Source organism: Pseudomonas sp. 10S5 (genome assembly GCF_035019745.1).
Lineage (GTDB): Bacteria > Pseudomonadota > Gammaproteobacteria > Pseudomonadales > Pseudomonadaceae > Aquipseudomonas.
Genome location: NZ_JASJVL010000006.1, coordinates 215,966 through 240,803 on the forward strand (window position 1 = coordinate 215,966; position 24,838 = coordinate 240,803).

Genomic DNA, 24,838 nt, shown 5'->3' on the forward strand with positions numbered 1-24,838 from the left:
TAAAAGACTGAATCTTAGATCGCTTTCAAGGTGCCTTTGGGCAGCGTGGCGGCGATGGCGCCTTTCTGGATTTTCAGTTCAACCGTGTCGGACACTTCAATAACCACGAAATCATCGGTGACTTTGTTGATCTTGCCAGCGATGCCGCCAGAGGTGACTACTTCGTCGCCTTTCTGCAAGTTACCCAGCAGGTTTTTCTGTTCTTTGGCACGCTTGGACTGTGGGCGCCAGATCATCAGATAGAAGATGACCAAAAAGCCGACCAAGAAAATCCATTCAAAACCCGAACCAGCAGGACCGGCAGGTGCAGCAGCGTCCGCAAACGCGGAAGGGATAAAAAAGCTCATTTAGCACTCCAATTACAAAATTTTTAGAAATCAGCAAAAAATCGGTATTCAATCAATCCAACGGCGGCGTTGGCAGCCCGCGTTTGGCATAGAAGGCATCCACAAAGGCGGCCAATGTACCCTGTTGAATAGCCTCGCGCAAACCAGCCATAAGCACTTGGTAATGCCGCAAGTTATGAATGGTATTGAGCATACTTCCCAGCATTTCTCCGCACTTATCCAAGTGGTGCAAATAGGCGCGAGAGAAGTTCTGGCAGGTGTAGCAATCGCAGGTCGGATCCAACGACGAATCGTCATGACGATGGAACGCATTGCGAATTTTCAGCACGCCGGTATCAATGAACAAATGACCGTTGCGCGCGTTGCGGGTGGGCATCACGCAATCGAACATATCGATACCGCGGCGCACACCTTCAACCAAGTCTTCAGGCTTGCCCACGCCCATCAAGTAACGAGGTTTGTCAGCCGGCATCATTCCCGGCAGGTAGTCCAGCACCTTGATCATCTCGTGCTTGGGCTCACCCACAGACAGACCGCCGATGGCCAAGCCGTCAAAGCCAATCTCATCCAGGCCTTCAAGGGAGCGCATGCGCAAATCCTGGTGCATGCCGCCCTGGACGATGCCAAACAGCGCAGCGGTGTTCTCGCCATGGGCAATTTTTGAGCGTTTGGCCCAGCGCAAGGACAGTTCCATGGAGATCCGCGCAACATCTTCGTCGGCCGGATACGGCGTGCATTCGTCGAAAATCATCACGATGTCCGAACCCAGATCACGCTGGACCTGCATTGACTCTTCCGGCCCCATGAACACCTTGGCGCCATCCACTGGAGAGGCGAAGGTCACGCCCTCCTCCTTGATCTTGCGCATGGCACCCAAGCTGAACACCTGAAAACCGCCGGAGTCAGTCAGGATCGGGCCGCTCCATTGCATGAAGTCGTGCAAGTCACCGTGACGCTTGATGACTTCAGTGCCAGGGCGCAACCACAAGTGGAACGTATTACCCAGAATCATCTGCGCACCAGTGGCCACGATGTCCCGAGGCAGCATGCCCTTCACCGTGCCGTAGGTGCCGACCGGCATAAACGCGGGCGTTTCAACCACGCCCCGTGGAAAGGTAATCCGACCTCGACGCGCTTTGCCATCAGTGGCCAGCAATTCGAAAGACATACGACTGGTGCGACTCATGCTTGATCCTCTGGGGCCGATTCCGATTCCTGTGGAGCGGTCGGCGCGGGATTACGCGTAATAAACATCGCATCCCCGTAACTAAAGAAGCGGTACCCATGCTCCACCGCCGCTGCATAGGCTGCCATGGTTTCGGGGTAGCCAGCGAATGCCGAAACCAGCATCAACAGCGTGGATTCCGGTAAATGAAAGTTGGTAACCAAGGCATCGACCACATGAAACGGCCGGCCAGGGAAAATGAAGATATCGGTGTCGCCGCTAAACGGTTTCAACACACCATCCCGCGCAGCGCTTTCCAGCGAGCGCACGCTGGTAGTACCCACCGCAATGACACGACCACCGCGCAAACGACAGGCGGCGACGGCGTCCACCACGTCCTGGCTGACTTCCAGCCATTCGCTGTGCATAAGATGGTCTTCGAGCCGCTCGACGCGCACCGGCTGAAACGTACCCGCGCCGACGTGCAAGGTGACAAACGCGGTTGAAACGCCCTTCTGTGCAATCGCATCCATCAGCGGCTGATCAAAATGCAGCCCGGCAGTCGGTGCAGCCACCGCGCCAGAGCGCTGGGCATAGACAGTCTGATAACGCTCACGGTCGGCGTCTTCGTCCGGACGATCTATATAAGGTGGCAGCGGCATGTGGCCGACGCGGTCCAGCAACGGCAACACGTCCTCGGCAAACTGCAGCTCGAACAGTGTGTCGTGTCGCACCAGCATCTCAGCCTCGCCACCACCGTCGATCAAAATCTTCGAACCTGGCTTGGGCGATTTGCTCGACCGCACATGTGCCAACACCCGGCGGCTGTCCAGCACGCGCTCGATCAGAATCTCCAGCTTGCCCCCAGACGCCTTCTGCCCAAACAACCTCGCCGGAATCACCCGGGTATTGTTGAACACCATCAAGTCGCCAGGGCGCAAATGCTCCAGCAAATCAGTGAATTGTCGATGAGCCAGCGCGCCGCTAACCCCGTCCAGGGTCAATAAACGACTGCCACGACGCTCAGCCAGAGGATGGCGAGCGATCAGGGAATTCGGGAGTTTGAAGGTAAAGTCAGCAACGCGCATGATGGGGTTCGTTTAGCAGGGCCGTAGAGTCTAGCGGAAATAGCTAAAATTCACCAAGAAACAGTTGTTGACCAACGGTAGCCTCATCTCTATACTCCGCCGCCAGCAAGCCCTGATGGCGGAATTGGTAGACGCGGCGGATTCAAAATCCGTTTTCGAAAGGAGTGGGAGTTCGAGTCTCCCTCGGGGCACCAAATAGCAGTAAGTACAGGTCTCTACCGGCTTGTATGAGATAGACGAGAAGCCCGCGAAAGCGGGCTTTTTTGTGGGTGACTGATTGGTTAAAGCGAAAGCCCGTTTGGTAGCTGTTGCATGCAGGCATTTCTGAATCAGTTGATTGCACTCAAGCCCTCCCTGATCCGTCTTGCTTAGTCAAATACAATCAAACCAACCTCACCTCCTCAACCTTTTCATTCATCTGCCAAACTCTATATGATCGATTGCATACGAATGCAAAACTGAGGTCATCATGGTTGTGTCGAGCGATTTTTTTGGAATGCCGTCCTTTCGTCTGGACGGTAAAACAGCACTTATTACCGGCGCGGGAGGGGGCATTGGAGCGGGTATCGCTCAGACGTTGAGTGCTGCGGGTGCTGGTGTGGTGCTGGTCGGAAGAACGGAATCCAGGCTGATTGAGGTCGCAGAGTTGATTTGCCTGGCTGGCGGCCAGGCGCGCACGGTGGTATGTGACGTGACGGACAGCGCGGCCATTAGGGCGATGATCAATGCCCTGCCCAGCCTCGACATTCTGGTGAACAACGCAGGCACCAATTACCCAGAACCGATGTTGGAAATGCGAGATGAGCACCTGGACGAGATGCTGAATCTGAACATCCGGGCGTGTTATGTAGTGGCGCAGGCGGCTGTGGCGAAGATGCTGGAGCGCACGGGTAATGAGAGCGGTTCGGTGATCAACGTGTCTTCGCAAATGGGCCATGTGGGTGCAGCCAACCGGACGGCCTATTGCATGACCAAACACGCGGTTGAGGGTTTGACCAAAGCAATGGCCATTGAATTTGCAAGCCGCAATATCAGGGTCAACACGATTTGCCCAACGTTTGTGGATACGCCGATGATCCGAAAAATCGCCAGCGCACCAGGCGCCATTGAAAGCTTTGTCTCAAAAATCCCCCTGGGGCGCATGGCGCAGATGGAAGACATCGTTGGCGCGGCCCTTTATCTTGCGGGGCCAGCTTCGCGAATGGTGACCGGTACGTCGCTCAAGATCGATGGTGGGTGGACGGCTCAGTAGCAGGTTTATACTGTCGCCCGCCATACCCGCTCGCCATCAACCTCAGCAAACCCTGTCTCCGGCAACCGCGCACTTCCCCGAACGATCAGGTGCCCAGCGAGTACTTTTTGTATCGCGGGTGTGGCGCGGTTGGTCAATTGCGCTTCGATAATGTCGACGGCGTTTTGGACGAATTGGTCGAGAGGTTGACGATAAGTCGTCAGCGCGACTGCTGGCCAGGCTGCCATGGCGATGTTGTCGAAGCCTATGACCGAGATATCTCGCCCTGGGATCAGCCCATACTCTCGCTCAATCACGTTAATGGCGGCGATGGCCATTAAATCATTTGCACAAAAGATTCCGTCGGGGCGATTTTCGCGGGCGATAAGCCGCCGCGTAGCGTCCATTGCACCCTGAAACGTGTAGTCACCTACTTCTCGCAACGGTGCTTTATACCCGTGTTCCTCAAGCCGTTTTGTAAAGCTGTGCTCGCGGTCTCGACTGGTTGAGGAGCCATTAATGCCGGCGATGAAGGCCAGCGATTTATGGCCCGATGCAACCAGAAAATCAGCAATGACCGCTCCCCCTTCAGCGTTGTCACTGGTCACGCTGGACACCGCCAGGCTGTCGTTTTTTCGGTTGAGTAGCACGACCGGAAGACCGATTTGTTTGCACTCTTGCGCGAAATGCGACGACAGGCTAGAAGACACCAGAATGAGCGCGTCTACCCGATGGCGCAGCACTTCTTCTAGTACGGGATCGGAGTCATCTTTACCGGCTGTGGAAAATAGCAACACACCGTATCCAGAAACTTCAAATGCCTTGGACAACGCTTCAAGCACATTGGAATAAAACGGATTTTCCAGGCTGGGTACCACGACGCCGATAAGGTTCGAACGACGAGTGATGAGGGACCGAGCCACCAGGTTAGGCCGATAACCCAGTGCTGCCGATGCCGCCTCGACCTTCTCCCGAGTCTTCTGCCCCACGCTTGCGCCTTTGGTGTAGGTGCGTGACACCGCAGATTGAGAGACGCCCGCCAGCCTCGCTACATCGTGCGCAGTGACGGGGCGGCGAATGGTTTCAGCCATGAATGTTAAATCCTGCTCGACGACAATTACGTCATCGTACCCATGTACCCCTTTCCAAACTACCCAACAGTCTTTTATGATAGATTGCATACGTATGCAATCACTCGTAAAAAATAAGTTCTGGAGAGCACCATGGCGAATTGGCTGAAGAGAAGCGTGGGGATCGAGGCTGTTAAATCGGCTGACCGGCAGGTTCGTGAAACAGTTGAAACTATACTGGCCGACATTGAGGCGCGCGGCGACGCGGCGGTGAGAGAGCTCGCGTTCAAGTTCGATAAAATGGAGCGTGACAGCTATCGGTTAACGACTACCGAAATTGAGGCGTGTTATTCACAACTGACCAAACGAGACATCGCTGACATTGAGTTTGCCCAAACTCAGGTACGAAATTTCGCACAGCACCAGCGCAACAGCATCCACGACATTGAAGTTGAGACCCTGCCAGGCGTTATTCTTGGTCACAAAAATCTGCCGGTAAACGCGGCGGGGTGTTATGTGCCTGGTGGGAAATATCCTTTGCTGGCGTCTGCCCATATGTCCGTCATCACCGCAAAGGTAGCCGGTGTCCCGCGCATCATTACTGCTGCGCCGCCATTCAACGGCAAACCAGCCCACGCCATCGTCGCCGCCCAGCACATGGCGGGGGCTGATGAGATCTATTGCCTTGGGGGTATTCAGGCGATTGGTGCGATGGCGATCGGCACTGAGACCATATCCCCTGTGGATATTCTGGTCGGACCGGGCAATGCGTTTGTGGCTGAGGCTAAGCGTCAGCTGTTTGGCCGCGTGGGGATTGATCTGTTTGCCGGACCAACCGAAACGTTGGTAATCGCTGACGAGAGCGTCGATGGGGAGATTTGTGCGACGGATCTGTTGGGGCAGGCGGAGCACGGTCCGGACTCCCCCGCCATTCTGTTGACCACCTCACATTCGCTGGCCCTCGACACCATGGCTCATATTGAGCGGCTGTTGGCGATTTTGCCGACTGCGCCCATCGCCCGTAAAGCGTGGGAGAATTTTGGTGAGATCATCGTTGCGGACAGTGACGAAGAGATGTTGGACATCGCCAACAAGCTGGCATTTGAGCACGTGCAGGTGATGACCAAGGACCCAGACTGGTTCTTGGCGAACATGCGCAACTACGGCGCGCTGTTCTTGGGCCCGCGTACTAACGTGGCGTTTGGCGACAAAGTTATCGGCACTAACCACACGCTACCGACCAAAAAGGCGGCGCGTTATACCGGTGGATTGTGGGTCGGGAAGTTTCTAAAGACCTGTACGTATCAGAAAATAATGAATGACGAAGCCTCGGCAATGATCGGGTCGTATTGCTCTCGTTTGTGCGCGCTGGAAGGCTTTTCCGGACACGGAGAACAAGCCAATATCCGCGTCCGCCGCTATGGCCACAAAGATGTGCCTTACGCCGGTATTGCGGAATAATGATTGAAGTGCATCGTTGAGATTCGCAGCATCTGGTCAAGGGAATGACCAGCACTTCATTGCTTCTAATGCCTCACCGGGATAATCAACGCCCCGTGAGGAATAGCCTTCAGCGCGAAATCAGCCTCTGGCGGCCTTTACTTCCGTCGTCATGGCTGCCTTGAGCAGGTTGGCGTCGTGATTAGGCACAACAAAATGGAAACCTTGTGCCACATAACGTGCGGCGACGGCGCCCGAGGTGCAAAAAATACCGATGTACTTTCCGGCCTCTACCGCCGCTTTTCGGCAGAGCTCAATGGCTTCGAGTACCTGAGGATCGACAGGGTCCCCAACCGGCCCTTTACCTAAGGCTAAACCCAGGTCGGCAGGACCGATAAAGATGCCTTGCAAGCCGTCGACCGCCAGGATCTCTTTCACCGCCTCCAGGCCCGGCAGCGTCTCGATCATGGCGAGCCGGACGATGGTTTGATCGGCGTGCTGAAAATAATCCGGGCCGCCGTAAAGCAGGCCGCGCGTTGGGCCGAAGCTGCGCAATCCAAGGGGCGGATAGTGGGTCGCGCTGACAAATTCCTGCGCTTGCCCCGCGTTGTCCACCATGGGGCAAATCAGCCCATAAGCGCCAGCATCGAGCGCCTTCATCATGATCGTCGCATCACACGAGCCCACCCTGACAAACGGCGTCGCCGGTGTTGCCGAGATGGCCTGCAACATGCCGATCATTTGTTGGACGTCGGTCATGCCATGTTGCAGGTCCACGGTGACGCAATCCACCCCGCTCCATCCGACAATTTCCGCACTGTAGCTATTGCCGATGGCCAACCAACCGGATACTGCAGCACGACCGTCGGCCCAACATTCGAGCACTCTGTTAGGACGCATCAGATGTCTCCTTTGATTCAATAAAGTGAATGTCACGTGGCAATCCCCACGCGATCAACAAAGCAGCCACACCGCACACGGCTGCGATAGCGTACAAACCCATGGAGGCGCTGCCGGTCAAGTCTTTGACCCTGCCGACCATATAAGGCGCGAAAACACCGCCGAGCTGCCCGATGGAATTGATAAGCGCGATCCCCCCCGCGGCCGCTACACCGGTCAGCACACGAGGCGGATATACCCAGAACAGCGCAAAGGACGAAATCAGACCTGTCGTTGCAATGCTAAGGCCAATGACCAGCAGCACCGTGTTATCGCCGAAGGTGGCGCACACCACATAACCCAGCAGCCCGGCGAGCACACAGCCTACCAAGTGCCAGCGCCGCTCACCCGTCCGGTCCGAACTTCGGCCAATGAGCACAATACCTATAAGGGCGGCGAAGTACGGCAGCATGGTGATGATGCCGATCTCGAGCGGGTCCGCGTTGCCAGCGGTTCTGACTAACTGCGGCATCCAGAAAAAAATCCCGTAGATGCCCGCACACAAGCCCAAGTAAATGAGCGACAGCATGTAGGTAATAGGGTTACGCAACGCATCCTTGAACGAATGCGATGAGTGCACCTTATGCTCACGACGGAGAAGGTCAGACAGCATGGTTTTTTCGGAAAGTTTAAGCCATTTTGCATCTTCTATTCGATCATCGAGCACACACAAAACTACAATGCCGAGAACGACCGACGGGATGCCTTCGAGGAGGAACAACCACTGCCAGCCCGACAGTCCGTGCATGCCGTTCAGGTACTTCATGATGCCGCCCGCCAGCGGTCCGCCCAGAATTCCGGACAAGGCGCTCGCGCCGAAGAAGAACGAGTTGATTCGACCCCGCTGCTTGGCGGGAAACCACTGCATGAAAAAGTACATGACGCCGGGAACAAAACCCGCCTCTAACACACCCAGTAGAAACCGCAGCACGTAGAACATGGCTTCGGTGTGGACGAACATCATCGCCGCCGACGCCGTGCCCCAGGTGACCATGATCCGTGCAATCCATCGACGCGCGCCGACCCGCACCAGAATCAGGTTGCTGGGAATCTCAAACAGCAGATAGCCAATGAAGAACATGCTGGCGCCCAATCCGTAGGCAGCATCACTCAGTCCCAACTCTGACTGCATCTGCAGCTTTGCGAAGCTGATATTGACGCGGTCAAAATACGCCACAACGAAGCAGGTCATAATCAGCGGGACCAGTCGCCACGCTACTTTTCGCAGCAGGTGTTGCTCTTCCTGCTCCATGGGCACTACAGGATTGCCTGCCAGTGATGGGTTTTGCATAGGTTTCCTCGTCTTATATTTATTGTTAGTTTCATTCGGCCCTGCGCCTACGCGGCAAGGTCCACCGCATTCATTGACTGAGCGGCATGGACGGCAATCACGTGCAAAGAAGGGTGGAATGCATACGTATGCATAAATGCCAAAGCTAGGCGGCTTTACCCCCCCTGTCAAGGGAAATGCTGACTACATTGACGCCACGTTTGGGGAACAACCTGTGGGAACCTGCTCACGAAGGCAACGGCGCGGTATACCAGACACACCGCCACAGAAAATCGGGTTTTACTACGCTTTCTTCGCACGCCTCTAAGCTGACCTAGTGGTCGCAAAAAGAACCGAGCACGTCGCTTTGGTGTAGAAGAATCGCATCCGACGTGGCAAGCTGATTTTAATCCCTGCAACGGGTGCGGCGGAGACCGCGCTTAGGAACAACAAGATGCCCCTAAGGGTGCCTGGCCAGCGGCCTGAAATGCCACGCTTCCGTAACGTGGTGTGAGTGCCGCAGCCGACACTTTCGGACAATCGACAACCACTTGGTTCGCTCGTGGCCGTGAGGAATTGCTGTATGCCCGATGATATGTTGCACCTGCCTATGATCAATAGCGTGTTGGAGAGCCACAAGGGCTCACCCGGCGCACTGTTGCCGATCCTTCATGAGATTCAAGCGGGCTTTGGCTTCATCCCTGATGCCGCCGTCCCCGAAATCGCCCACGCCCTCAATCAGAGCCACGCCGAGATTCGCGGGGTGATCAGCTTCTACCATGACTTCCGTACTGCGCCCCCGGCCCGGCATATTCTGCGTCTGTGTCGAGCCGAGTCGTGCAAAAGCCGCGGCGCCGAACAGCTTGCCGCGCAGTTGCGCGAACGCCTTCAATTGGACGACCACGGCAGCAGCGCCGACGGCAATATCAGCCTGCGTCCCGTGTATTGCCTCGGAGCCTGCGCCTGCTCGCCAGCCCTGGAGCTGGATGGCCAAGTGCATGCGAGGATCGACGCCGAGCGCCTAAATGCCCTGCTCGACGCTTGCCAGGAGGACGCATGATGCCGAGCCTCTATCTGCCCTGCGATTCTCTCGCACGTGCCGTGGGTGCCGACGAGGTCGCTGTGGCCCTTGCCGCTCAGGCGCTGAAACGCAACTTGCCGCTGGACCTGCAACGCACCAGTTCTCGCGGCCTATATTGGCTCGAACCGCTGCTCGAGGTAGACAGCCCACACGGCCGTATCGGCTTCGGCCCGCTGACCGCTGCCGATGTGCCGTCGGTGCTCGATGCGCTGCAAGGCGAGCCGTCCGCCCATCCACTGGCCTTGGGTTTGGTGGAAGAGCTGCCTTATCTCAAGTCTCAACAGCGCCTGCTGTTCGCTCGTGCCGGCATTACTCGGCCGCTGTCCTTGGAGGACTACCGGGCGCATGGCGGCTTTGAGGGTTTGATCCAGGCCATCGCGTTGGGTGGCGAGCAGACCTCGACCGCCGTGTTCGATTCAGGTCTGCGTGGCCGGGGCGGCGCAGCTTTTCCGGCGGGGATCAAATGGCGCACGGTGCGCGGCACCCAGTCAGCGCAGAAGTACATTGTGTGCAACGCCGACGAAGGCGACTCGGGCACGTTCGCCGATCGCATGTTGATGGAAGGCGATCCCTTCCTGCTAATAGAAGGCATGGCGATCGCCGGTATCAGCGTCGGTGCCAACTACGGCTACATTTATGTTCGCTCGGAATATCCACAGGCCGTGGCAACAATGCGCCAGGCGCTGGATATCGCCCGCTCAGCCGGTTACCTCGGGGCCAACGTCGGCGGCAGCGGCCAGGCCTTCGATATGGAAGTGCGGGTCGGTGCGGGCGCTTACATTTGCGGTGAGGAAACCGCGCTGCTGGATTCACTCGAAGGCAAGCGCGGGATCGTCCGCGCCAAGCCGCCCATCCCTGCCCTGAAAGGTCTGTTCGGCCTGCCCACTCTGGTGCATAACGTGGTGACCCTGGCGTCGGTGCCGCTCATTCTGGCCAAGGGCGCGCAGTTCTATCGCGATTACGGAATGGGCCGTTCGTTGGGCACCATGCCTTTCCAACTGGCGGGCAATATTCGTCGCGGCGGCTTGGTGGAGCGGGCCTTTGGCCTGACCTTGCGCGAACTGGTGGAAGGCTACGGCGGCGGTACCGCCAGTGGCCGACCACTGAAGGCCGCGCAAGTTGGCGGCCCTCTCGGCGCTTGGGTGCCCCCCGCGCAATTCGACACTGCGCTGGATTACGAAGCGTTTACCGCCATGGGCGCGATGCTCGGTCACGGCGGTGTGGTTGTGGCTGATGACACCCTGGACATGGCTCACATGGCGCGCTTCGCCATGCAGTTTTGTGCCGAGGAATCCTGCGGCAAATGCACCCCTTGCCGCATCGGTTCGACCCGGGGGATGGAGGTGATCGACCGCCTGCTGGCCGCGCCGGACCAGAGTGGTCGAGATCAGCAGGCGATCATCCTCAAGGACCTCTGCGACACCATGCAATACGGTTCGCTGTGCGCGTTAGGCGGCATGACTTCCTATCCGGTGGTCAGCGCCCTCAAGTACTTCCCCGCCGACTTCGGTCTGCAGCCCTCGGAGGCCGACCAATGATTACCCTCTTCGACCCGAAAACAGATATCGACCTAGGCACCCCTGCCCGCCAAAGCCAGGTCCAGATCACCCTGAACATCGACGGCCGCAGTATCAGCGTGCCGGAGGGGACTTCGGTGATGCGCGCTGCTGCACTGATGGGCACCACCATTCCCAAACTATGTGCCACCGACAGCCTGGAAGCGTTCGGCTCGTGCCGTATGTGTCTGGTAGAGATCGACGGCATGCGCGGCTACCCGGCGTCCTGCACCACGCCGGTCAGCGAAGGCATGAGCGTTCATACTCAGACGCCGAAGCTTGCGACCCTACGTCGCAACGTCATGGAGTTGTACATCTCCGATCACCCTCTGGACTGCCTGACCTGCTCGGCCAACGGCAACTGTGAGTTGCAAACCGTAGCCGGGCAGGTTGGCCTAAGGGAAGTGCGCTACGGCTATGAAGGCGACAACCATCTAGAGGACCAGAAGGACACTTCTAACCCGTACTTCGACTATGACCCCAGCAAGTGCATTGTCTGCAACCGCTGCGTGCGCGCTTGCGAAGAAACCCAAGGCACTTTTGCCCTGACTATTACTGGGCGCGGTTTTGAATCGCGGATCGCGGCTGCTGGCGGCGAGAACTTCCTCGACTCGGAATGCGTATCCTGCGGCGCTTGCGTGCAAGCCTGCCCCACCGCGACCCTGATAGAAAAAAGCGTCGTCGAATTGGGTCAGCCCGAACGCAGCGTGATCACCACCTGTGCCTATTGCGGCGTAGGCTGCTCGTTCCGCGCCGAGATGAAAGGCGACAAATTGGTACGCATGGTTCCAGACAAGAACGGCCACGCAAACCACGGCCACTCTTGTGTCAAAGGGCGCTTTGCCTGGGGCTACGCCACCCACCCGGATCGCATTACCAAGCCGATGATTCGCAAGCACATCAACGACCCTTGGCAAGAGGTTAGCTGGGATGAAGCGGTGACCTACGCCGCCAGCGAATTTCGCCGACTGCAGCAAACATATGGTCGCGACTCCATCGGTGGCATCACCTCAAGCCGCTGCACCAACGAAGAAACCTACTTGGTGCAAAAACTGGTGCGCGCTGCCTTCGGTAACAACAATGTCGACACCTGTGCGCGGGTCTGCCACTCGCCCACCGGCTATGGCCTGAAACAAACCCTTGGCGAGTCCGCCGGCACCCAGAGTTTCGACTCGGTGATGCAGGCCGACGTGATCCTGGTGATGGGTGCTAACCCCAGCGACGCCCACCCGGTATTTGCCTCACAGCTCAAACGCCGCCTACGTGAAGGCGCGCGGTTGATTGTTATTGACCCACGACGCATTGATCTAGTGGACTCGGTACATGCCCGCGCCGAATTGCACTTGGCGCTGCGCCCTGGCACCAACGTGGCCATGCTCAACGCACTGGCCCACGTCATCGTCACCGAAGGCCTGCTCAACCAAGACTTTATCGAAACCCGTTGCGAGGGCAGCGATTTCGCCCGTTGGAGCGAATTTGTCAGCCGTGCGGAAAACTCGCCGGAAATCCTCGGCGCCGTCTGCGGCGTAGCGGCTGCCGACATCCGTGCCGCTGCCCGTCTGTATGCCAGCGCTGGTAACGCGGCGATCTACTACGGCTTGGGGATTACCGAGCACAGCCAAGGCAGCACCGCAGTCATGGGCATTGCCAATCTGGCGATGGTCACCGGCAACATCGGCCGTGAAGGCGTGGGCGTGAACCCGCTACGTGGGCAGAACAATGTTCAGGGCGCCTGCGACATGGGTTCCTTCCCCCACGAGCTGCCCGGCTACCGGCACATTTCCAACGAGGTAGTACGCGCGCAGTTCGAACAGGCCTGGAACGTCACCCTGCAACCCGATCCCGGTCTGCGTATTCCCAACATGTTCGAGGCGGCCTTGGGTGGCAGCTTTAAGGGCTTGTATTGCCAGGGCGAAGATATCGCACAGAGCGACCCCAATACCCAGCACGTGACGGCGGCTTTGTCTGCCATGGAATGCGTGGTGGTGCAGGACATTTTCCTCAACGAAACCGCCAAGTTCGCCCACGTGTTTCTGCCGGGCAGTTCGTTCCTGGAAAAAGACGGCACCTTCACCAACGCCGAGCGGCGCATCTCCCGAGTACGCAAGGTGATGGAGCCTCTGGGTGGCAAGGCCGACTGGGAAGGCACGGTGGCCCTGGCCAATGCGCTCGGTTATCCCATGAGCTATCAGCATCCTTCAGAGATCATGGATGAAATCGCCAGCCTGACGCCGAGCTTCACTAACGTCAGCTACGCCCAACTGGAACGCCACGGCAGCCTGCAATGGCCGTGCAACGCGGCGGCACCCGATGGCACTCCTACCATGCACATCGACGAGTTCGTGCGCGGCAAAGGACGGTTCATGCTTACCGGCTACGTGCCCACCGAGGAAAAGGTCAACAATCGCTATCCCCTTCTGCTGACCACCGGGCGCATCCTTAGCCAGTACAACGTCGGCGCCCAGACCAGGCGAACCGACAACGTCGCCTGGCACGCCGAAGACCGGCTGGAAATCCACCCATCCGACGCTGAGAGCCGTGGTATCAACGAAGGGGACTGGGTCGGCATCGGCAGCCGCGCCGGGCAAACCGTACTGCGTGCACGGGTCACCGAACGGGTCGCCCCGGGCGTGGTGTACACGACGTTCCACTTCCCTGAATCGGGGGCCAACGTCATCACCACCGACAACTCCGACTGGGCCACCAACTGCCCAGAGTACAAGGTCACTGCAGTGGAAGTCAGCCGCGTCTACCATCCTTCCGAGTGGCAAAAGCGCTATCAGGAGTTCAGTGACAAACAACAAAGCCTGCTCGATGAACGCCGCCAGGCACGCACCAGCGCCACAACGCCCGGAGTAAGCCGATGAGTACTGCCAACCTGATCAAAATGGTTAATCAAATCGCTCAGCACTTCGCCGGCGAACCTGACCAGGAACAGGCCGTACTCAGCGTGCGTAATCATCTGAAAATGTTCTGGACACCGGGCATGCGCATGGAGTTGCTAGCTTGGCAGACGGAGCATCAGGGAACTGACTTGCACCCACTGGCGCAAGTGGCGGTCAGCGGGGCGGGCTGGGAGGCTTAGGTTCATATCCTCTGTCTTTCACAAGAACCAAGAGTGTACTCGCAGGTATGTTTGCCAAATCCTGCAACATGCCCAAGGACTGCGTTCACTGCGCGGTTAAACCAGAAACGTCTGCGCTATTGAGGCAGACGTTTCGATACCGAAAATGAGGGTAAATCCGTGAAATATTTTTTACGCGCTTTCGACAAAAACTGAGCTTTTAGCGTTTGATGTTGAACTGCCCTCCTAATAGTTAAGACAGTTTTACGAAACGGCCAGACGTCATTTCCAAGTCAAACGGCCGCATATCTCCTTAAACTAGAACCCCCCCCGCGCGCGGCCATAACAGAGCAGACAATTCTCAGAGCACTGCTCCTTCTAGCAGCTGGCACCCGAAAGAAACTGGCGATAAAATTCTCGACCGGCTATCTGACATCCTTTAGTGGGGCTTTCAAATACCTGTTAGATTCGTCAGGTTTTCAGCACCTGCATCTTCTATATCCGGCATCTATGTTCGGGTCATTGATTCACTTCCCTGCCTCATTACTCTGAAACTTCGTAGAAATCGGCTAAAAATACACACCTGTATTTTAAATAATTGCATAAGTAGACCATAGTCGAATGAAGTGATAAAAAATCAATGAGTCACTATTTTTCGATTTTGATTAATTTTTCAATAAATTTTAAATAAACAGATATCACAGATAATACAAAGAGTTAGCTTATGACACTTCAGATCATGAGCGCTCTCAGGGTTATTTTTCTACCGTTCGCTGTTCCAGCCAAATGACAACATATGTCTTTTGGCCATCATTGAGAGCGTCAGAATTCTGACCGTATATCGAAGAAAACAAGTTGTCCTACGATACGTGCTATTGTTTTGACATCGCCCTTCTGCGTATCGATGTGGTACTGGCGCACCTCGCCAGGTAAAGAGATGAGAAGTCATGTGGTTTACTCGTATTAAAACCACTGCAAGCGGACACCTGGGCGTTGAATTCAGCCCCGCCGGCATTGCTTTAGCTAATGTTTTACAACGTCCAAACGAACCTCCACTTTTGCTCGATTGTCAGTTCCGCGAGTCTTCTCCGGAACGGCACGCTGCTGTATTAAAAAATCTTGTCAATGAACTAGGTCTGGCTGGTTTACCCGTAAATCTGGTGTTGCATCCTGCGGCATATCAGATGCTGCTACTAGAAAGCCCCGACGTTCCTGCCGAAGATTTGGGTAATGCCATGCGTTGGCGCATCAAGGACCTCATCAAAGAGCCTCTTGAAGACGTCGTCGTGGACGCCTTTGCCTTGCCTACTGACGCCTACCGTGGCCGCTCGCACATGGCGTACTGCGCCGTGCTGAACAAGGCCCGGCTGCAGGAGTGGTGCGACCTGATCAAACAAGCGAACTTGAACCTTGTCAGCGTTGATGTAACTGAAATGGCCTTTCGCAATATTGGATTGTTAGCGGGCGCCGATGACCTGAATATTGCAGTGCTGCGATTACGTTCCAGCGGTGGCCTGATTTGCGTGCAGCACGGGCCCGAGCTGTATATGGCACGTGTTATCGAGCACGGCCTGGATTTGGCGGGTTCGAACATCTCTGCAGCCATGCTGGAAATCCAGCGCACACTCGATTATTTCGAAAGCCAACTTGGCAAAGGGCAGATCAATCGCCTGATGCTATTGCCAATGAAGCGCGATGGCGCAGAAGCCCTACTAGCTCTGGACGAACGACTGACGGTTAATGTAGCGGCATTAGACTTGCGGGAGTTATTTCCGGGTCAGGCGGCTGCCGATCTGGATGAAGAGACCCAAGCTTCTTGCATGACCGCGGTCGGTGCTGCATTGCGCCGAGTGGCCCTATGATGCAGAACCTGAATCTTTATAAAGCGGAGAAAAAATCCGCTCGCCGGCCTCAGAAGCTTGAGTTTCTCGGTGGACTGGCAATGGTCGGGGTGCTTTGCGTAGGCCACGTCGCTTGGGCAGGTTGGAATTTGCATGTGGGCGCAACACGGTTGGCCAACGCCCAAACTCAAGAGCGGGAGCAGGTACGCCAGCTCGAAGAGGCCAAGGCTTCTTTCGTCCAACCGGTTCTGGACCCTCAACTGCCTTTACGGCTCGCCGATCTGGATGAGCAAAACCGCGCATTGGAACGCCTGATCAACTACTTGAAGGTCGTGGCGAGCCAACAACGCGTAGGTTTCGTTGCACCACTTTCGGCGCTGGCGGCACAGCATCCACCGACCGGTCTGTGGCTTAACGTAATTTCGTTGCGCGACGGTGGTACGCAAATGCGGTTGCAGGGTTTTAGCCAAAACCAACAGACGTTGCCAGAGTACCTGGGACTACTGGGCGAGAATGCAGCCTTTAAAGGGCGAGAGTTTGCGCGTTTCGACGTGCAACGCGGTGTCGATAAATTGTTCCATTTCGACCTGTCCTCACGGGTTACCGATCCCAAGGAGCGCCCATGAACACTGAGAAATGGTTGGCGCGCTGGCATATTCTTTCCCCGCGAGAGCAATGGCTTGCTTATGGCGCAGGGCTGGCGATATGCGCCGTGCTGTATGTCATGGTGCTGGGTAACTCTCTAGCTACAGCCGCGGCCAAACAGGCAACTGATTACCAATCTTCGGAAGCCCGTGCTTATGAGGCCGTTTCTGCTCTAGGCAAGTTGCGCGCTGCACTTGAGGCTGATCCCAACATTCCTTACAACCGCGCCCTGTTGTTGGCGTCCACCAACAGCGCAAACTTGTTGGCGCAGATCGACCACAACACCAGTGAATTGATCTCCCCGGACAAAATGCGTTCAGTGCTTCGCGACTTGCTCAAAGCTCAGCCGGGCCTACAATTATTGAGCATGGAAAGCTCTAGCGCGGCGGTCGAACTGCCTTCAATCGACCCGGCTGCTAAAGCTAACGCTAAAACAACCCCTAGCGTCGTTGTCTTGTATCGACATGGTGTACAGCTGAAGTTGGAGGGTGGTTATTTCGACCTCTTGCATTACCTGCAATCGATCCAGGGCACCCAATGGAAACTGAACTGGGACAGCCTGGAATATCGCGTCGGCGATAGCGGTGCTGCCCACGCTCAAATCAGCCTGGAGCTTTACACCTTAAGTCGGTACGCGGGGTGGATCGGTGTTTAAACTTTTTTTTGTCGGTGCACTGCTATGCAGCGCGGCGGCCCAAGCCAGCACTGAAGTTCCTATTGACCCGACTCTGCCGCCGGCGCGCTTTATGCCGAGTCTTCCAGGCGAACAGGTCCACATTCCGGTGCTGCAAGAAATTATCCTAGGTGCCCATGGTAGCCGGGCAGTTATTGATGGCCAGACCGTTCACGTCGGCGACAAACACGCCGACGCACGGATACTGGCTATTTATCCTCAAGCAGTTCTGATCGAGCGTGACGGTAAGCGCGAATATCTGCGACTGGTCAACCCCGTTATACAACCGAGCCGATGATGCCCATGATGAAGTTTCTGTCGGGCCCAGGCCTACTCTTTTTAGTGTCTTTGCTTTCCGCATGCCAGACGTTCAAAGGCGGCGACCAGGTGCTCTATGATCAGAGCAACAAGCTACTCAATGAAAGTATCCAACAAGCCCAAACGCGAGTAGTGCCTCCCCCTTCGGTTCAAGCAGCGTTGCTGCCGCCCTATAACGTGCAGACCCTTCCAAAAAGTGATGCTCGTTTTGACGTATCCGCCAAAGACATGCCTGCCCGCGATTTTTTTCTGAGCTTAATGCAAGGCGCGGGACAGAACCTTGTGGTGCATCCTGATGTAACAGGCAATATCACCTTTAGCCTTCATCGCGTAACGCTCGAGGAAGTACTCAGTGCAGTACGGGACACCTATGGCTACGATTACCGCCGTACCAGCTATGGCTATCAGATCCTGCCTAACAGCGTCATCACCCGAAGCTACGACCTCAACTACCTAAACTTGCAGCGCGTCGGTAAAACCGACACCCGCGTCAGTGCGGGTCAAATGATCAGCAATAATGGCAACCATGGCAATAACAACAATAACGGCAACAACAATGGCGGTAACGGGGGCGACAACGGCAACGGCAACGGGCAAAACAACGGCAACTCGCAGTCCACCCTTAATGCCAGCCAAGTAACAACTATCAGTGATGCCGACTTTTGGAAGGAAGTTGGCAAGGTGGTCGAGATGATCGTCGGTGACGAGCCGGGCAACAGCGTGATCGTCAACCCACAAGCGAGTTTGCTGGTCGTGCGCGCCAAAAGTGCAGATCAAGAAAACGTCGCACGGTTTCTCGATAAGGCCCAACGTAATTTGCAACGCCAAGTAGTTCTGGAAACCAAGATTCTAGAAGTCCAGCTTTCCAAAAACTTCCAGGCAGGCATCAGTTGGGCCAAGTTGGGCGGCGATCTGGGTGCTAGCCTTGCGGGCGCACCGCTGACGGGACCAACGGCGGTGGGGGGAGTGTTCAGCAGCACTATTAATGTGGGTGACTTCTCCGGTTTGATTCAGCTACTGGAAACTCAGGGCGAGGTTCGCGTGCTTTCTAGTCCGCGGATTTCCACACTGAACAACCAGAAGGCAGTGATCAAAGTCGGAACCGATGAATTTTTCGTCACTGACGTTTCGTCCACCTCCGGCACCACTACGGTTGCCGGGGTTACCCAACCCACGCAGAACGTTACGTTAACCCCGTTCTTTTCCGGTATTTCACTCGACGTGACACCACAAATCGATCAGAACGACACCGTGACCTTGCATGTGCGACCAACCGTCAGCCGGGTTACCGACCAAAATAAAACCATTACGCTGGGTGTGAATAACGTCTTGCAACTGCCGCTGGCGCTGTCTACAACCCGCCAGTCTGATTCCATCGTGCGTGCACACAGCGGCCAGGTCGTGGTGATCGGTGGCTTGCTGCAAAACGCAAGCGATGACAGCAACACTGCCGTGCCGTGGGCTAGCAAGCTGCCAATCATTGGCAATCTGTTCAAGCAACAACGCAACTCGCTGCAAAAAAGCGAACTGGTGATTCTCATGAGACCCCAGGTTGTTAACGACGATGTGTGGCTGGGCGACTTGCGTAAAACCGCAGAGACGTTCAAGGATCTAAAGTAACCCCATGTATGAAGCCTACTTTGGCCTGCGCGAGAAACCGTTCGCACTGACCCCAAATACAGAGTTTCTAGTCAAGCTGGCGCCGTACCAGGCATGCCTGAATTTGTTGCAGGTGGCGCTTGGTGAAGGCGAAGGGTTTATCAAAATTACCGGTGAGGTAGGGACAGGCAAAACCTTGGTCTGCCGCGCCCTACTCAAGCAGCTGGACAGTGAGCGCTACCAGTTGGCGTATCTACCCAATCCAGGCATGAGCCCCACCGGTTTACGCCAGGCCTTGGCCCGTGAGTTATACATTGAAGATGTTGAAGAGTTTGACTCCCAAGGTGTGCTCGACGCTTTGCATCGGCGCCTGATCGAACTGGCAACAAACGGTAAAAGCACCGTACTGTTAATCGACGAGGCCCAAGGGTTGCCCGTCGTAACACTAGAGGCTTTGCGGCTGCTGACGAACTTGGAGACCGAGCGGACCAAGTTGCTTCAAGTGGTGCTGTTCGGCCAGCCCGAACTGGATACCACCTTAGCGCGCAACGACCTGCGTCAGTTGCGCCAGCGCATTACATTTTCCTATCGCCTGCGTAAGCTGGACAGGCATGACACCACCCAATACTTGAACGAGCGCATGACCGTTGCAGGTTACCGGGGCAATTCGTTATTTGATCAAGGTGCTATTCGCCGCCTGGTAAAAGACAGCGGCGGCATTCCTCGCTTGATCAATATCCTCGCGCACAAAGCGTTGATGGTGGCCTATGGAGAAGGCCGCCGACAGGTCACGGCCAAGCATGTTAAACACGCGTGGCGTGACACTGAAGGCGCTCGATCGGTTGTCCAGCAAGATACATTCTGGTCCAAATGGCATGTGGTCATACTCACGCTTTTGCTGTTTATCGCCGCCGGGTTGTGCCTGATGCAACTTAACGAGGTGCTTATATGAGCTTGGTTAATGACATGCTCCGCGACCTCGAAGAACGCCGTGCCGGAGCATCCCGGCAGCTGCAGCGGGACGGTCTGTTGGCCGTGGATGAAGCCGGGGCTGAGCGCCGCGAACGTGTTCGACGCTTTCAGAGAAACCTTATCGGCTTGGGCCTGGTGATTATTGTCGGCCTGCCTCTGGGGTTACTGGTAGACCGGTTGGTCAAGTCCCATTCTCCAGCGCAGAGCGCGCCCGCTATTGCTGTAGCAGCCGTACCGCTGGCCGCCGTTCAAGCACCAACTTCCGCGCAGATTTTGGAAGTACTGCCTCAAAACGACAGCAACGGTCTAGTCCTTAAATTGTTGATTGACCGTTCAGCGGCTTATCAGCGCCGCGATGAAAACGGCTTGGTGATGCTCGACCTGCCTGGCGCCCAACTGAATACATCACTTGGCGTCGCGATGCGCGAAGGCCGATTGCAACGCGACGGCCGCAGTTTGTCGTGGAAAGTTCAAACCCAAGGGCAAAACGTGCAAGTGGTGTTGACCGGTCTGGGTGACAACCTACAAGTGCGTGATCGGTTGGAGCCAGCCGGCAACAATTGGCTGTTGAGAATCGAGGTACCCATGCCGACCAAGGCAACCATCGCAGATGCTGCTGACACGCCCATGGGCTCAGACAACACAGCCGCGAACGAACCGGCCACTGTTGATACCGCAACCGATGAGGCGCCTTTGCCCGCTTGGGCTAACGCTCCTGTTCTGCCCGCGGAAAGACAGCCTCGTACTGCAACCGTGGTTCAAGCAGCAAAACCGTTGTTGGTCAGTGGCCCACCGCAGATGAAAATAACGCCCTATCAACCAGACGCGCTCACCGTGGCCCTGCAAGTCCTCCAAAGTGGCGACTATCCCCGGGCTATCAGTGAGCTAAAAGCGCTGCAATTGTCTCGTGGTAAAAACCTGGATGTAATCCACGGTCTGGCTCGTGCGTACTTGGCTGACGGCCAGCAAGCGCTGCTGCTGACATGGCTGCCGCTACAACTCAAGCAATGGCCTAACGACAGCGAATTACGCCTGTTGTTGGCGCGCTCGCAACTGCAATCCGGCGACGCCCGGAACGCTGTGACCACGTTGGAGCAAAACCCTCCCACGCTGGCACAAGACCCTACTTATTACGCCCTGCTTGCGGCCAGCTATCAACAAACTGCGCAGTGGCAAAAAAGCGCTGGATTGTATGAGCAGTTGACCCAATTGCGACCTACTCAAGCCGCATGGCAGCTAGGACTGGGAATTGCCTTGGAACGCCTGTCGCAACCTGCCGAAGCGGCGCGACACTACCGCTACGCCGAGCGCGGACAAGGTCTGGACGACGGTGCCCGGCGTTTCGCTGGCGAGCGCGCCGTCGCGTTGGGAGGTAAGTGACAATGTGGTTAGCTCTGATGTGGGTAAGACTGTATGGATAAGGAAGAGATACGTCGGGGCAAGGTCCGTCTTGGCGACCTGCTAATCGACGCCGGCCTGCTCAACGACATCCAGTTGCAACGTGCCTTGCAGGAGCAAAAGCGCACGGGCTTCAAACTTGGGCGCACGGTCATTGACCTGGGTTTCGTCGATGAGCAACGCCTGCTGACGGCATTGTCCGAGCAGTTAAAGATTTCGTTTATCGAACTGAAGAACTTTAAGTTCGATAAAGCTCTGGTCCAGATGCTGCCGGAAACCTTGGCAAGGCGCTTCCGCGTCATTGTTTTGTCCAAAGCGGCGGACGGCCTAGTAGTCGGCATGAGCGATCCGCTCGACCTGTTTGCGCTCGATGAAATGGAGCGTGTATTGCGTACTCCGGTTCAACCCGCCGTCGTACGCGAAGCCGAAATGCTTAAGGCCCTGGATGCGCTGTACCGGCGCACCAGCGAATTGGACACCATTGCTGGGGAATTGGAAGGCGATCTTAAAGACAGTGACTTCGACCTGTCTGCGCTGGGGGCCACCAATAACAGCGACGCCCCGGTGGTTCGTCTGCTGCGGACGCTGTTTGAAGACGCCGTGCAGATGAACGCGTCAGACATTCATATCGAGCCAGGCGACGGCATTTTGCGTATTCGTCAACGCATCGACGGTGTGCTCAACGAACATATTTTGAAGGAGCCGCGGGTGGCTTCTGCGTTGGTGATGCGCCTGAAAATCATGTCAGGCCTAGACATCTCCGAAAAACGCATACCTCAGGATGGCCGCTTCAATATCCGAGTCAAGGAGCGCACCATTGACATTCGCATGTCGACAATGCCTGTGCAACACGGCGAATCAGTGGTCATGCGTTTGCTGGATCAGACAAATGGCATCACCGACCTGGACAAAGGCGGCATGCCAACCGCGATGCTTGCGCGTTTTCGTCAACTGCTGCAACGCCCTTTCGGCCTGGTGCTGGTCACTGGCCCCACCGGTTCGGGCAAGACCACCACGCTGTATGCAGGGCTCAGCGAACTGAACAGCCCGCAAAAGAAAATCATCACTGTCGAAGACCCGGTTGAATACCGGCTGGCACGGGTGAACCAGGTACAGGTCAACACCAAGATCGACCTGACCTTTTCCCGTGTATTGCGCGCCGCCCTTCGACAGGACCCGGACATACTGCTGATCGGGGAAATACGCGACCACGAGACGGCTGAAATCGGGCTGCGTGCGGCCATGACCGGTCACTTGGTGTTGTCGACCCTGCACACCAACGACGCCCCGACGACCGCCATGCGCTTGATCGACATGGGTGTCGAACCGTTCTTGGTGGCCACCGCTTTGAGCGCCGTTTTGGCCCAACGACTGATTCGTCGGGTCTGCGAAAGTTGCCGCGCGGTCCACGTCCCCGAACCGCATCAGCTTACCTGGATGGAAAACCTCTACGGCGGGTCGTTGCGCGGTCAGCTTTTCTACCAGGGCGTCGGTTGCCATAACTGCCATAGCACCGGCTACCTTGGGCGGTTGGGCGTGTACGAATTGCTGGAAATGAACGACGAAATGGTTGGCGCTCTGCGCCGCAATGACCCACAAGGTTTTGCTGACGCAGCGCTTGCCAGCCCCCTTTATCGACCGCTGGCTACCTGTGCGCTGGATTTTGCGATGAAGGGGCTAACCAGCGTCGAAGAAGTACTGAAGGTCAGTATTTCCCGGACCGACGAGGTGTTGGTCTAATGTGCGGCTTAAGACGTAGCACCCGGGCGCGCCACATTCAAGCCGAGGGCCTGGGCCAATGACCATTTTCCGATTTACTGGCCGGGACGCCCGAGGCACGCAAGTGACCGGCAGTCGCGATAGCAACTCGGCAGACGCGCTTGCTAGCGAATTGTTGTCCCAGAGCATTGTTCCGCTGACCATTGTTGAGCATGTAGAACCGGTCGGTGACCTGTTGGAGCAACTGACTGAGCGGTTTAGCAGTAAGAAGGTTGAACTGCTGGAGCTGATTATCTTCTGTCGGCAAATGCACAGTTTGAGCAAAGCCGGTGTCCCGATCATTCGCGCTATTGGCGGGTTGGCCGAATCAAACTACAACAAACATTTTTGCGCAATATTGACTGAAGTACGCAGCGACCTAGATGCCGGCATGAGCTTGGCCGTGGCGTTCAACTCGCACCCAAAAGTGTTCAATACGCTAATTGTGAGCATGATCAGCGTCGGCGAGAACACCGGCCAACTGGACCAGGCCTTTCGCCAACTGGCGATTTATCTGGAGCTGGAGCGGGAAACCCGCAAGCGCATCAAGCAAGCCACGCGCTATCCCATGTTTGTGCTTATTGCCATGGGCATAGGGCTGACCGTAATCAACATGGTGGTGATACCAGCCTTTTCCCGAATATTTGCGCAGTTTCACGCGCAATTGCCGTTACCCACCCGGTTTCTGATCGGCATGTCCCAGTTCTTCCAGGATTACTGGTGGGCGATGGGTTTGATGGTGGTCGGCGGCGTTTACAGCTTTTCCAAATGGACACAAACCGACGCCGGCGCACTGCTTTGGGATCGGATCAAGCTGAGCCTGCCGATTGTCGGCGGTCTCTTTGAGCGCATTGCACTCGGCCGTTTCACCCGCACGTTCGCGATGATGTATCGCGCAGGGGTGCCACTGCTGCAAACCCTATCAATTAACAGCGTGACGGTCAGCAACCGCTACATCGGTCAGGCCATTCTCGATATGCGCGAAGGCGTGGAACGGGGTGAGTCATTGACCACTACCGCCACCACCAGCGGCCTGTTTACCCCCCTTGTGCTGCAAATGATGGGCGTCGGTGAAGAAGCCGGTGCCCTGGACGATCTGTTTGTCGAGGTCGCAGATTTTTACGAACAAGAGGTGGATTACGACCTCAAGCAACTCGCCGATGCCATCGAACCGATTCTGATCGTGGCCATGGGCTTAATGGTGCTGATTCTCGCATTGGGGGTTTTTCTTCCCATGTGGGATTTGTCAGCGGCCGCAAAGGGACATGGGTGAGTCGGGGCTATCAGCACCGTCTATACAGTCATTTACCAACCAGACAACGCATAACACGCCGATACCGGCAAAGCATCAATCAGCACCAACTGAACCTCATTTCCGCAAAA

At 56.3% G+C, this 24,838-nt stretch carries 21 protein-coding genes and 1 tRNA gene; 16 read left to right on the plus strand and 6 right to left on the minus strand.

Translation table 11 applies throughout. The annotated features are described in order from the left end of the window. Positions 1–14: 14 nt before the first annotated feature. From yajC to queA, 3 genes are read right to left on the minus strand one after another with little or no spacing between them, the layout of a single operon-like run. Positions 15–347: a preprotein translocase subunit YajC gene (gene yajC, locus QN378_RS08610; protein WP_322201452.1), complete on the minus strand. Its 333-nt coding sequence runs from the start codon at positions 345–347 to the stop codon at positions 15–17. A gap of 52 nt (positions 348–399) precedes the next feature. Beyond that, positions 400–1,515, minus strand: a complete 1,116-nt coding sequence (tgt, locus tag QN378_RS08615; protein WP_322170764.1) for a tRNA guanosine(34) transglycosylase Tgt — start codon at positions 1,513–1,515, stop codon at positions 400–402. Positions 1,516–1,529: 14 nt separating this feature from the next. After that, positions 1,530–2,600: a tRNA preQ1(34) S-adenosylmethionine ribosyltransferase-isomerase QueA gene (gene queA / locus QN378_RS08620; RefSeq protein ID WP_322201450.1), complete on the minus strand. Its 1,071-nt coding sequence runs from the start codon at positions 2,598–2,600 to the stop codon at positions 1,530–1,532. A gap of 109 nt (positions 2,601–2,709) precedes the next feature. On the opposite strand from queA, the gene QN378_RS08625 reads away from it, so the two are divergent. Beyond that, positions 2,710–2,794 (plus strand) — tRNA-Leu (locus tag QN378_RS08625). Positions 2,795–3,069: 275 nt separating this feature from the next. Continuing rightward, on the plus strand, positions 3,070–3,852 hold the full coding sequence (locus QN378_RS08630; RefSeq protein WP_322201448.1) for an SDR family NAD(P)-dependent oxidoreductase: 783 nt from the start codon (positions 3,070–3,072) through the stop codon (positions 3,850–3,852). 5 nt (positions 3,853–3,857) lie between these two features. Here QN378_RS08630 and QN378_RS08635 read toward each other — a convergent pair whose 3' ends face one another. Then, positions 3,858–4,922: a LacI family DNA-binding transcriptional regulator gene (locus QN378_RS08635; RefSeq protein ID WP_322201446.1), complete on the minus strand. Its 1,065-nt coding sequence runs from the start codon at positions 4,920–4,922 to the stop codon at positions 3,858–3,860. A 132-nt stretch (positions 4,923–5,054) separates the two neighbouring features. Here QN378_RS08635 and hisD point away from each other — a divergent pair, with 132 nt between their 5' ends. Further along, positions 5,055–6,362, plus strand: a complete 1,308-nt coding sequence (gene hisD, locus QN378_RS08640; protein ID WP_323549012.1) for a histidinol dehydrogenase — start codon at positions 5,055–5,057, stop codon at positions 6,360–6,362. Between the two features lie 120 nt (positions 6,363–6,482). Here the strand turns inward: hisD and QN378_RS08645 are convergent, their stop codons facing one another. Both QN378_RS08645 and QN378_RS08650 read right to left on the minus strand, forming a co-directional pair. Further along, a complete protein-coding gene (locus QN378_RS08645) occupies positions 6,483–7,241 on the minus strand; it encodes an HpcH/HpaI aldolase family protein (protein WP_322201442.1) in 759 nt (252 codons plus the stop codon). Further along, the gene (locus QN378_RS08650) at positions 7,231–8,571 is read right to left on the minus strand and encodes an MFS transporter (RefSeq protein ID WP_322201440.1); all 1,341 of its coding nucleotides are present in this window, start codon (positions 8,569–8,571) and stop codon (positions 7,231–7,233) included. The genes QN378_RS08645 and QN378_RS08650 overlap by 11 nt, the downstream gene beginning before the upstream one ends. A gap of 562 nt (positions 8,572–9,133) precedes the next feature. Here QN378_RS08650 and QN378_RS08655 point away from each other — a divergent pair. From QN378_RS08655 to QN378_RS08715, 13 genes are all read left to right on the plus strand, one after another. Next, positions 9,134–9,610: a formate dehydrogenase subunit gamma gene (locus QN378_RS08655; protein ID WP_322167946.1), complete on the plus strand. Its 477-nt coding sequence runs from the start codon at positions 9,134–9,136 to the stop codon at positions 9,608–9,610. Continuing rightward, a complete protein-coding gene (locus QN378_RS08660) occupies positions 9,607–11,169 on the plus strand; it encodes a formate dehydrogenase beta subunit (RefSeq protein ID WP_322201438.1) in 1,563 nt (520 codons plus the stop codon). The genes QN378_RS08655 and QN378_RS08660 overlap by 4 nt, the downstream gene beginning before the upstream one ends. Then, the gene (gene fdhF / locus QN378_RS08665) at positions 11,166–14,054 is read left to right on the plus strand and encodes a formate dehydrogenase subunit alpha (protein ID WP_322201436.1); all 2,889 of its coding nucleotides are present in this window, start codon (positions 11,166–11,168) and stop codon (positions 14,052–14,054) included. The genes QN378_RS08660 and fdhF overlap by 4 nt, the downstream gene beginning before the upstream one ends. Continuing rightward, on the plus strand, positions 14,051–14,272 hold the full coding sequence (locus QN378_RS08670; protein WP_322201434.1) for a formate dehydrogenase subunit delta: 222 nt from the start codon (positions 14,051–14,053) through the stop codon (positions 14,270–14,272). Before fdhF ends, QN378_RS08670 begins: the two co-directional genes overlap by 4 nt. Positions 14,273–15,198: 926 nt before the next feature. After that, positions 15,199–16,113: an MSHA biogenesis protein MshI gene (locus QN378_RS08675; protein WP_322201432.1), complete on the plus strand. Its 915-nt coding sequence runs from the start codon at positions 15,199–15,201 to the stop codon at positions 16,111–16,113. After that, on the plus strand, positions 16,110–16,718 hold the full coding sequence (locus tag QN378_RS08680; RefSeq protein WP_322201430.1) for a PilN domain-containing protein: 609 nt from the start codon (positions 16,110–16,112) through the stop codon (positions 16,716–16,718). Before QN378_RS08675 ends, QN378_RS08680 begins: the two co-directional genes overlap by 4 nt. Next, positions 16,715–17,392 (plus strand): type II secretion system protein GspM, encoded by a 678-nt coding sequence (locus tag QN378_RS08685; protein WP_322201428.1) that lies wholly within the window; start codon positions 16,715–16,717, stop codon positions 17,390–17,392. Before QN378_RS08680 ends, QN378_RS08685 begins: the two co-directional genes overlap by 4 nt. Next, on the plus strand, positions 17,385–17,708 hold the full coding sequence (locus tag QN378_RS08690; RefSeq protein WP_323551116.1) for a Type II secretory pathway component: 324 nt from the start codon (positions 17,385–17,387) through the stop codon (positions 17,706–17,708). The genes QN378_RS08685 and QN378_RS08690 overlap by 8 nt, the downstream gene beginning before the upstream one ends. A gap of 44 nt (positions 17,709–17,752) precedes the next feature. Then, positions 17,753–19,348 carry a secretin N-terminal domain-containing protein gene (locus QN378_RS08695; RefSeq protein ID WP_323551117.1) on the plus strand — a complete coding sequence of 532 codons (1,596 nt, stop codon included), beginning with the start codon at positions 17,753–17,755 and terminating at the stop codon, positions 19,346–19,348. 4 nt (positions 19,349–19,352) lie between these two features. Beyond that, a complete protein-coding gene (locus tag QN378_RS08700; RefSeq protein ID WP_322201423.1) occupies positions 19,353–20,279 on the plus strand; it encodes an ExeA family protein in 927 nt (308 codons plus the stop codon). Then, entirely contained in the window at positions 20,276–21,679 is a 1,404-nt protein-coding gene (locus QN378_RS08705; RefSeq protein ID WP_323550691.1) for a tetratricopeptide repeat protein, read from the plus strand. The genes QN378_RS08700 and QN378_RS08705 overlap by 4 nt, the downstream gene beginning before the upstream one ends. A 33-nt stretch (positions 21,680–21,712) precedes the next feature. Continuing rightward, the gene (locus tag QN378_RS08710; protein ID WP_322201419.1) at positions 21,713–23,437 is read left to right on the plus strand and encodes a GspE/PulE family protein; all 1,725 of its coding nucleotides are present in this window, start codon (positions 21,713–21,715) and stop codon (positions 23,435–23,437) included. Between the two features lie 58 nt (positions 23,438–23,495). Next, the gene (locus tag QN378_RS08715; RefSeq protein WP_322201417.1) at positions 23,496–24,728 is read left to right on the plus strand and encodes a type II secretion system F family protein; all 1,233 of its coding nucleotides are present in this window, start codon (positions 23,496–23,498) and stop codon (positions 24,726–24,728) included. Positions 24,729–24,838 lie beyond the last annotated feature (110 nt).

Bases quoted from the DNA above. Each gene is read 5' to 3' on its own strand.
- QN378_RS08635 (WP_322201446.1), bottom strand. From the start codon at position 4,922: ATGGCTGAAACCATTCGCCGCCCCGTCACTGCGCACGATGTAGCGAGG.
- QN378_RS08650 (WP_322201440.1), bottom strand. From the start codon at position 8,571: ATGCAAAACCCATCACTGGCAGGCAATCCTGTAGTGCCCATGGAGCAG.
- QN378_RS08680 (WP_322201430.1), top strand. From the start codon at position 16,110: ATGATGCAGAACCTGAATCTTTATAAAGCGGAGAAAAAATCCGCTCGC.
- QN378_RS08710 (WP_322201419.1), top strand. From the start codon at position 21,713: ATGGATAAGGAAGAGATACGTCGGGGCAAGGTCCGTCTTGGCGACCTG.
- QN378_RS08660 (WP_322201438.1), top strand. From the start codon at position 9,607: ATGATGCCGAGCCTCTATCTGCCCTGCGATTCTCTCGCACGTGCCGTG.
- QN378_RS08700 (WP_322201423.1), top strand. From the start codon at position 19,353: ATGTATGAAGCCTACTTTGGCCTGCGCGAGAAACCGTTCGCACTGACC.
- QN378_RS08675 (WP_322201432.1), top strand. From the start codon at position 15,199: ATGTGGTTTACTCGTATTAAAACCACTGCAAGCGGACACCTGGGCGTT.
- QN378_RS08705 (WP_323550691.1), top strand. From the start codon at position 20,276: ATGAGCTTGGTTAATGACATGCTCCGCGACCTCGAAGAACGCCGTGCC.
- hisD (WP_323549012.1), top strand. From the start codon at position 5,055: ATGGCGAATTGGCTGAAGAGAAGCGTGGGGATCGAGGCTGTTAAATCG.
- QN378_RS08715 (WP_322201417.1), top strand. From the start codon at position 23,496: ATGACCATTTTCCGATTTACTGGCCGGGACGCCCGAGGCACGCAAGTG.
- QN378_RS08645 (WP_322201442.1), bottom strand. From the start codon at position 7,241: ATGCGTCCTAACAGAGTGCTCGAATGTTGGGCCGACGGTCGTGCTGCA.
- yajC (WP_322201452.1), bottom strand. From the start codon at position 347: ATGAGCTTTTTTATCCCTTCCGCGTTTGCGGACGCTGCTGCACCTGCC.
- QN378_RS08685 (WP_322201428.1), top strand. From the start codon at position 16,715: ATGAACACTGAGAAATGGTTGGCGCGCTGGCATATTCTTTCCCCGCGA.
- QN378_RS08655 (WP_322167946.1), top strand. From the start codon at position 9,134: ATGCCCGATGATATGTTGCACCTGCCTATGATCAATAGCGTGTTGGAG.
- QN378_RS08630 (WP_322201448.1), top strand. From the start codon at position 3,070: ATGGTTGTGTCGAGCGATTTTTTTGGAATGCCGTCCTTTCGTCTGGAC.
- queA (WP_322201450.1), bottom strand. From the start codon at position 2,600: ATGCGCGTTGCTGACTTTACCTTCAAACTCCCGAATTCCCTGATCGCT.
- fdhF (WP_322201436.1), top strand. From the start codon at position 11,166: ATGATTACCCTCTTCGACCCGAAAACAGATATCGACCTAGGCACCCCT.
- QN378_RS08670 (WP_322201434.1), top strand. From the start codon at position 14,051: ATGAGTACTGCCAACCTGATCAAAATGGTTAATCAAATCGCTCAGCAC.
- tgt (WP_322170764.1), bottom strand. From the start codon at position 1,515: ATGTCTTTCGAATTGCTGGCCACTGATGGCAAAGCGCGTCGAGGTCGG.